This window comes from Dietzia sp. HMSC21D01 (assembly GCF_001815995.1).
Lineage (GTDB): Bacteria > Actinomycetota > Actinomycetes > Mycobacteriales > Mycobacteriaceae > Dietzia > Dietzia cinnamea.
Map to the genome: position 1 here is coordinate 1 of NZ_KV824185.1, position 7,427 is coordinate 7,427.

Below are 7,427 nucleotides of genomic sequence, written 5' to 3' on the forward strand. Positions count from 1 at the left end.
CCAGGCGTCGGGCGGCCGCCGCGGAGATCTCCGTGCCGATCCCCACCACGTCGGCCCCGCCGGCGTCCCGGCCGACGGCGTCGAGAACCCCGGCGAGGTAGTGGCCGGTTCCCGCGCCCGCTTCGAGGACGACGCGGCGGGAGACGGACCCGGCCGGGGCGCCCGCCCCGATAGCGTCGCGGGCCACCGCCGCCAGCTCGTCGAGGACCCCGTCGAAGAGCCCCGAGGACAGCACCCGGTCGCGGGCCGCGACCTGATCGGCGGTGTCCCCGGGGAAGCGCCGACCCCGGGGGCCGAAGAGGCTGAGATACCCCTGGCGGGCCCGGTCGAACGGATGCCCGGAACCGCACGTGACGCCCTGGTCGGTCGCCCGCATCGCCTCCCCGCAGAGCGGGCAGCGCAACAGGGGCACGATCCGTCGGAGGGCGGGTCCGGGGGTCACGCCCGCGGTCGATCCGCGAGGTCGCGGAGCAACCCGAGCAGCGTGCGGGTGGCGAATCCCGTCGCGATGGGCCCGACCTCGTCGATCTCCTCGGGAGAGCGGGCCGGCCCGGCGATGTCGAGGTGCGCCCACGGGCGGCCGTCGACGAAGCCCTCGAGGAAGAGCGCCGCGGTGATGGCGCCCGGTCCCTTCGGTGCCTGGCGGCGGTCGGCGACGTCGGAGCGGGCCGCCGGACGCAGATCGTCGGGGAGCGGGAGCCGCCACCACCGCTCCCCCGCCCTCGCCCCCGCGGCGGCGACCCGGTCGGCGAGATCGTCGTCGGTGGCCATGACCGCACCCGTCCGCATCCCCAACGCCACCTTCATCGCGCCGGTGAGCGTCGCGACGTCGATCACCACCTCCGGGTCGCACTCGGCGATGCCGTGAGCCAATGCGTCGGCCAGGACCATCCGGCCCTCCGCGTCGGTGTTGGTGACCTCGGAGGTCGTCCCGCCCACATGGGTGACGACGTCGCCCGGACGGTAGGCGGAACCGGAGAGCATGTTCTCCGCCGACGGCACCACCACCGTGAGATCCACTCCCGTGTACGCGGGCGCGGTGTCCGCGCAGAACGCCTCCGCCGCCGCCACGACGGCCGCCGAGCCCGCCATGTCGGTCCGCATGAGGTGCATGCCGTCGGCCGGTTTCACCGAGATCCCGCCCGTGTCGAACGTGATGCCTTTGCCCACCAGCAGCACCCGCGGGCCCGGGCCGGGGCGACGGGCCACCAGAACGGCCGGAGGGTTCGCCGAGCCACCGCCCACCGCGAGCACGCCGCCGAACCCGCCGGAGACGAGATCCCCACCCGAGAGGACGTCCGCGCGCATCCCAGCGGCGCGCAGCGCCCCGGCCATCCGCCCCCCCAGCCACTCCGGCGTCTTCCGGTCCGAGGGGGCGCCGGCGAGATCGCGGGCCGCGGCCGTCGCCCGCGCGGCCTCCACCGCCGTCGCCACCTCACGGCAGACGCGCTCCTCGTCGTCGTCGCCCCCTCCCGGTCCCGCGGTGACCACCACCACGAGTTCCGGCGCCACCGGCGCGGGGTCGGCCGCGAACACGTCCTGGCCGCGCGCCCCCAACAGGTAGCCCAGGACCACGTCCGCCACCCGGTCTGTCGGGACCTCGCCGGGCACCGAGACCGCCACCGGTTCGACGGACCCGGCCTCGCGGAGGTGACGCGCCAGCGCCGCGCCCGCGCGGCGATGCCCCAACCCGTGGTCCACGGCGCCCGACCAGCCCGAACGCGGCGTCGACCCGTCGACCTCCACCTCCAGCACGGCACGCCCGTCACGGACGGTCACACTGACCTCACGGGCCAGGCCGCGCGTCACCCGGCCGGCCTCCGGACGACGCACCACGACGGGCCGCGCTGCCGCGGGGACCTCACCGGACGCGACACGGACCGCGGGCAGGGGGCGGCTGGGGACATCGGACATCGGCGGTACCTTCCGGTGACATGAGTCGGCGCATCCGCCACAAGGGTCGGATGCGCCGGCATCGGTGGGACGATCGATCAAGAGGTGGCCTGCGTCAGCTCCTCGCCGAGCGACTTGGCCTCATCGGGGGTCAGCTCGACGACCAGTCGACCGCCGCCCTCGAGAGGGACGCGCATGACGATCCCGCGGCCCTCCTTGGCCGCTTCCATCGGTCCGTCACCGGTCCTGGGCTTCATAGCCGCCATCAGGTCGATTCCCTTCGTCCTAGTCCGCGGGGCGCGCCCTGCCGGGCGCCCGTGCCCACGATCGGTACTGCTCCAGTGGATACAACAGATTCTAGCGCGTCCGGCCCGACTCGGACGTCGTAGCAGACCGACCGTCCGCACCACGCACCCCGCCGACCGCGCCGCCGTCCGCCCCGACGGGCGCGCCGACGGGCGCGCCGTCACCGACGGCGGTCTCCCCGAGCCGCGCCCGCAACCTGTCGATCTCCAGCGCGGCCTGCTCCAGGGTCCAGTCGACCTCGGCCATCGTGTACCCGCGCGCGGACACCCCGAGGCGTACCGCCCGGATATCATCCCCGGACAGCGGGCCCTGCGGCAGGCGGGTGACGGTGTGGCCCGCCTCCACTGCGGGCAGCAACTCCGAACGCCCGAACACCAGCAGCGACAGCGCGAACAGGCCCGAGGCCACGATCAGCGTCACGACCACGTAGACGACGATGGTGAGCATCGCGCTCCCCTCCTGTAGTGACGACCGCCGCGCCCAGTCTCCCACACGGGTCAGGCCAGACCGCGTACAGTCCGCGCAGGTCGGCGGGTGCCCACGATCGACGCGACCATCTCCAGGGCGCGCAGCGTGCCCGGCACGTCGTGCGTGCGGAACACCCGTGCGCCGAGGTAGGCGGCGACCGACGTGGCCGCCAGCGTGCCCTCCGCGCGGTCGTCCACCCCGGCGTCCAGGGTCTCGCCGATGAAGTCCTTGTTGCTCAGGGCCATGAGCACCGGGTATCCCACCGCCACGATCTCGTCCATCCGCCTGAGCAGTTCGAGCCCGTGGAAGGTGTTCTTGCCGAAATCGTGGGTCGGGTCGATGAGGACGCCGTCGGCCGGCACCCCCGCGGCCAGCGCCCGCTCGGCCGCGGACGTGAGCTCCTCGACGACGTCACGGACCACGTCGGCGTACCCCACCCGGAACGGGCGCGTCCGCGGCACCGCGCCTCCGGTGTGCGAGCACACGAAGCCCGCGCCGGCCTCCCCGGCCGCGGTGAGCACCCCGGGGTCGTGGCCCGCCCACGTGTCGTTGACCACGTCCGCCCCGGCCGCGAGCGCGCGCCGCGCCACCTCACCGCGCCATGTGTCCACCGAGATGAGCACGTCCGGGTGCCGCCCGCGCACCGCCTCGACGAACGGTACGACCCGGCGGGTCTCCTCGTCGACGTCGACGAGGTCCCCCGGCCCGGCCTTGACGCCGCCGATGTCGAGGACGTCGGCCCCCGCCGCCACGACCTCGTCGACGCGGCGCATCGCCGCGGGATCGGTGAACGTCGCGCCGCGGTCGTAGAACGAGTCGGGGGTGCGGTTGACGATCGCCATGACCAGGGGGCGGTCCACCGGCACCGGCCGACCGCACAGAGTGGGTGCCACGACCGGCCGGGGAGCGGGGCCCGGCTGGGTGGCGGGCTGGTTGGCGGGCTGGGTGGCGGGCGCGGCGACGGGCGGGGTCACCTGCGTCCTCCACAGGCGTCGAGAGCGGCATCGAGGTCCTCGCGCACCACGAGGCACTCCAGCGCCTCCGGCTTGACCAGCCCGGCCTCCGCCAGCCCGTCGACCCAGTCGAGCAGCGGGCGGTAGAACCCGATGGGGTCGTAGAGCACGACCGGCTTGAAGTGGAACCCCAGCGACGCCGAGGTCCACATCTCGAACATCTCCTCCATGGTCCCGATCCCCCCGGGCAGGGTGAGGAACGCGTCGGAGCGCTCCTCCATCTCCCGCTTGCGTTCCCGCATGGTGGTGACGACGACGAGCTCGTCGGCCGCCGTGTCGGCGACCTCCCGCACCCGCAGCCCCTCGGGGATCACCCCGACCGTCCGGGCGCCGCCCGCGCGTGCCGCCTCGGCCAGCGCGCCCATCATCGAGACGTTGCCCCCGCCCGAGACCAGCGACCAGCCCCGGCGGGCGATCGCGTCACCCACCTCGGTCGCGATCTCCAGCAGGCGCGGGTCGTAGGTCGAGGACGCGCAGTAGACGCACACCCGGCGGCTCGGGACCGGCGCCATCAGCGCTCGACCCCGCGGTGCTCCTCGCCGATGAGGTCCTCCCGCTGCTCGGACGTCAGCGCCGCCCGGTGGTGCGCCTCGCGGATGAACTCCACCGCCTCGGGCACCGAGTCGGTCACGAGGAACAGCTCGAGGTCGGACGCCGAGATCATGCCTTGTTCGGCCAGCGTGCCGCGGATCCAGTCCACCAGCGGGGACCAGAAGTCCACGCCCAACAACACGATCGGGAACCGGGTGATCTTGTCGGTCTGGACCAGGGTGATGGCCTCGAAGAACTCGTCGAGGGTGCCGAACCCGCCCGGCGTACACACGAACGCCTGCGTGTACTTGACGAACATCGTCTTGCGGATGAAGAAGTACCGGAAGTGCAGACCGAGGTCGACCCATCGGTTCATGCCCTGCTCATGGGGCAGCTCGATACCCAGCCCGACCGACTGCCCGTCGGCCTCCCACGCGCCCTTGTTGGCGGCCTCCATCTGGCCCGGGCCACCGCCGGTCACCACCGCGTAGCCCGCCTCGGACAGCGCGCGGCCCAGTTCCACCGCCTGCTCGTAGGCGGGGTCACCGGGCCGGGTGCGGGCCGAACCGAACACGCTGACCGCGTCCCTCAGCTCCGCCAGGGCGCCGAAGCCGTTGACGAACTCGCTCTGGATACGCAGGACCCGCCACGGGTCGGTGTGCAGCCAGTCGGTGTCCTGGTTCTTGTCCAGCAGTCGCTGGTCGGTGGTCGTGCGCCCGCCGTCCTTCTGTCGACGGACGAGGACGGGTCCACGCATGTGGACCGGGTCGTTGGGGGCCATGGGCCGTGTCTCCTTCTCTGGTCTGGTGTATCGGGCGGCGGCGCGGGCCCTGGCTCGGGCGGGGCGCCGGTGCCGTCTCAGCCCGAGGTGGTGAGGTAGTCGCGCAGCGTCCGGGTCACCTCGGTGATCTGGACGGCGGGAGAGTGCTCATCGCGCTTGTGCGCCAATCCGGGGTCGCCGGGTCCGAGGTTGACCGCCGGGATCCCCAGGGCGGCGAACCGGGACACGTCGGTCCAGCCGTACTTGGCGCGGACCCGCCCGCCGGCCGCCCGGACGAGGTCCGCCGCGGCGGGGGCGCTCAGCCCCGGCAGCGCACCCGGCGACAGGTCGGTCAGCTCCCAGTACAGACCCGGCTCGGTCGGCGGGACCTCTCCGGTCTCCACCCGCGGGAACCCGGCGAGTCCGAGGGCGTCGAGCGCGTGCGCGAGGGCGGCGTCCGTGTCGCGGTCCGGGGCCGAACGGAAGTTGACGTCGAGCCAGGCCTCGTCCGGCACGGTGTTGCCGGCGACGCCCGCCGACATCCTCACCGCCTGCAGCCCCTCCCGGTAGACGCAGCCGTCGATGTCCACCGACCGGGCCTCGTACGCGGCGAGTGCGGCGAGCACCGGCGCGAGGCGGTGCACTGCGTTGTCGCCGAGCCAGCTGCGCGCCGAGTGCGCGCGCACGCCGCGGGCGTGGACCCGGATCCGCAGGGTCCCCTGACACCCGGCCTCGATCAGTCCGCCGGTGGGCTCACCGAGGATCGCGACGTCCCCGCCCAGCCAGTCGCGGTGGCTGCGTTCGAGGTGACCGAGGCCGTTGGCCGTCGCCTCGATCTCCTCGCAGTCGTAGAGCACGAGGGTGAGGTCGTGGGCCAGGTCCTCACTGTCCGCCAGTAGCGCGAACAGGTGGAGGAACACCGCGTCGCCTGATTTCATGTCGACCGTCCCGCAGCCGCGCAGGATCCGCTCGTCGGCCTCGCCGGTGATCCGGCACGGGACGTTGTCGGCGAGCGGCACCGTGTCGAGGTGCCCGGCCAGCACGACCCGGGTCGGCAGCCCGCGTCGGGTCCGGGCGAGAACCCGGTTGCCGTCGCGGATCACCTCCGTCCTCCCCGCGGCCGGGCCGGTGAAGGCCGCGACGGTCGACTCGAGCGCGGCGTGTACGGCCGTGGCGATCTCGTCCTCCTGCCGCGAGGGGCTGGGGATGTCGACCAGGGCGCGGGTGAGGTCGACCGGGTCGGCGGTCAGATCGAGGGCGGCGGTCACGGTCTCCACCCTAGTTGCCCGGGCCGGGTGCGCGACTCGACCGTGACCGGTGTGGGTCCGGGCAGACCGCTAGCATCGGGGCCATGAGTGCACATGGAGCCGTGGCCACCGGAATCGCCACCCTGACGTCCGACCACACCGTCCTCGACGTGTGGTACCCCGAGCCGGAGCTGGGCGCCGCCTCCTCGAGCGGTCACACCGTCCTGTCCGGCGACGAGGTGCCCGCCGAGCTCGCGTCCCTGATCGGGCCGGACGAGGACCGCGGCGTCGAGCGGGTGGCCGTGCGGGTCGAGATCTCCGACCTCACCGAACCCCCGGCGGACGCCTACGACGCCTACCTCCGCCTGCACCTGATCAGCCATCGCCTCATCCGGCCGCACTTCGCCAACATGGACGGCCTGTTCGGCAAGCTCACCAACGTCGTGTGGACGAACTTCGGCCCCTGCGCCGTCCCGGGCTTCGAGCTGGTCCGGGCCAAGCTCCGCGCCCGCGGCCCGGTGACCGTGTACGGAGTGGACAAGTTCCCGCGCATGGTGGACTACGTGGTCCCGTCGGGCGTGCGGATCGCCGACGCCGACCGGGTCCGCCTCGGCGCGCACCTAGCCGAGGGCACCACCGTCATGCACGAGGGCTTCGTCAACTTCAACGCCGGCACGCTGGGCGCGTCGATGGTCGAGGGCCGCATCTCCGCGGGCGTCGTCGTGGGTGCGGACTCCGATGTCGGTGGCGGGGCCTCCATCATGGGCACCCTCTCCGGGGGCGGCAAGGAGACCATCTCGATCGGCGAGCGTTGCCTCCTCGGCGCCAACTCGGGCGTCGGCATCTCGCTCGGTGACGACTGCGTGGTCGAGGCCGGCCTCTACGTCACCGCCGGCACGAAGGTGGACGTCCGCGCCGGGGCCTGGGCGGAGCGCGAGCCGGTCAAGGCCGGGCAGCTGTCCGGGATGGACAACCTGCTGTTCCGCCGCAACTCCGTCTCCGGTGCGGTCGAGGCCGTGCCGTGGAAGCGCGAGGGCGTCGAGCTCAACGCGGACCTGCACGCCAACGACTGAGACCCGTCCAGCAACGAGAAGACGGTTCCGCACACCCCCACTCGGGCGATGTGTGCGGAACCGTCTTCTCGATGTGCGGTGGGGGGACGAGGGGCCCGGGCCGGGCGGCGCCGCGCGGCGGACCGTGCGAGCGGAC

General features: G+C 73.4%; 9 protein-coding genes. 1 reads left to right on the top strand and 8 read right to left on the bottom strand.

What is annotated here, in order from left to right:
• From HMPREF3086_RS17675 to dapE, 8 genes are all read right to left on the bottom strand, one after another.
• On the bottom strand, window positions 1-442 hold a 442-nt coding region (locus tag HMPREF3086_RS17675; RefSeq protein WP_371441681.1), incomplete at its 3' end, for a putative RNA methyltransferase.
• The gene (locus tag HMPREF3086_RS17680; protein ID WP_070723254.1) at window positions 439-1,914 is read right to left on the bottom strand and encodes a leucyl aminopeptidase family protein; all 1,476 of its coding nucleotides are present in this window, start codon (window positions 1,912-1,914) and stop codon (window positions 439-441) included. The genes HMPREF3086_RS17675 and HMPREF3086_RS17680, both read right to left, overlap by 4 nt.
• A 77-nt stretch (window positions 1,915-1,991) precedes the next feature.
• Window positions 1,992-2,159: a DUF3117 domain-containing protein gene (locus tag HMPREF3086_RS17685; protein WP_007629831.1), complete on the bottom strand. Its 168-nt coding sequence runs from the start codon at window positions 2,157-2,159 to the stop codon at window positions 1,992-1,994.
• Window positions 2,160-2,250: 91 nt separating this feature from the next.
• Window positions 2,251-2,646: a DivIVA domain-containing protein gene (locus HMPREF3086_RS17690; protein WP_070723259.1), complete on the bottom strand. Its 396-nt coding sequence runs from the start codon at window positions 2,644-2,646 to the stop codon at window positions 2,251-2,253.
• A 50-nt stretch (window positions 2,647-2,696) separates the two neighbouring features.
• Window positions 2,697-3,509: a dihydropteroate synthase gene (folP, locus tag HMPREF3086_RS17695; protein WP_165928459.1), complete on the bottom strand. Its 813-nt coding sequence runs from the start codon at window positions 3,507-3,509 to the stop codon at window positions 2,697-2,699.
• A 128-nt stretch (window positions 3,510-3,637) separates the two neighbouring features.
• Window positions 3,638-4,192 (bottom strand): LOG family protein, encoded by a 555-nt coding sequence (locus HMPREF3086_RS17700; protein ID WP_070723263.1) that lies wholly within the window; start codon window positions 4,190-4,192, stop codon window positions 3,638-3,640.
• Window positions 4,192-4,992 (bottom strand): LOG family protein, encoded by an 801-nt coding sequence (locus tag HMPREF3086_RS17705; protein ID WP_070723265.1) that lies wholly within the window; start codon window positions 4,990-4,992, stop codon window positions 4,192-4,194. Before HMPREF3086_RS17705 ends, HMPREF3086_RS17700 begins: the two co-directional genes overlap by 1 nt.
• A gap of 77 nt (window positions 4,993-5,069) precedes the next feature.
• Window positions 5,070-6,239 carry a succinyl-diaminopimelate desuccinylase gene (dapE, locus tag HMPREF3086_RS17710; protein WP_070723268.1) on the bottom strand — a complete coding sequence of 390 codons (1,170 nt, stop codon included), beginning with the start codon at window positions 6,237-6,239 and terminating at the stop codon, window positions 5,070-5,072.
• Between the two features lie 83 nt (window positions 6,240-6,322).
• On the opposite strand from dapE, the gene dapD reads away from it, so the two are divergent.
• Window positions 6,323-7,291 (top strand): 2,3,4,5-tetrahydropyridine-2,6-dicarboxylate N-succinyltransferase, encoded by a 969-nt coding sequence (dapD, locus tag HMPREF3086_RS17715; protein ID WP_043568527.1) that lies wholly within the window; start codon window positions 6,323-6,325, stop codon window positions 7,289-7,291.
• Window positions 7,292-7,427: the final 136 nt, after the last annotated feature.

What these genes read in the sequence shown, in the direction of transcription:
- folP (WP_165928459.1), bottom strand. Translation starts at nt 3,509, where the DNA reads ATGGCGATCGTCAACCGCACCCCCGACTCGTTCTACGACCGCGGCGCG.
- HMPREF3086_RS17705 (WP_070723265.1), bottom strand. Translation starts at nt 4,992, where the DNA reads ATGGCCCCCAACGACCCGGTCCACATGCGTGGACCCGTCCTCGTCCGT.
- dapD (WP_043568527.1), top strand. Translation starts at nt 6,323, where the DNA reads ATGAGTGCACATGGAGCCGTGGCCACCGGAATCGCCACCCTGACGTCC.
- HMPREF3086_RS17690 (WP_070723259.1), bottom strand. Translation starts at nt 2,646, where the DNA reads ATGCTCACCATCGTCGTCTACGTGGTCGTGACGCTGATCGTGGCCTCG.
- HMPREF3086_RS17680 (WP_070723254.1), bottom strand. Translation starts at nt 1,914, where the DNA reads ATGTCCGATGTCCCCAGCCGCCCCCTGCCCGCGGTCCGTGTCGCGTCC.
- HMPREF3086_RS17700 (WP_070723263.1), bottom strand. Translation starts at nt 4,192, where the DNA reads ATGGCGCCGGTCCCGAGCCGCCGGGTGTGCGTCTACTGCGCGTCCTCG.
- HMPREF3086_RS17685 (WP_007629831.1), bottom strand. Translation starts at nt 2,159, where the DNA reads ATGGCGGCTATGAAGCCCAGGACCGGTGACGGACCGATGGAAGCGGCC.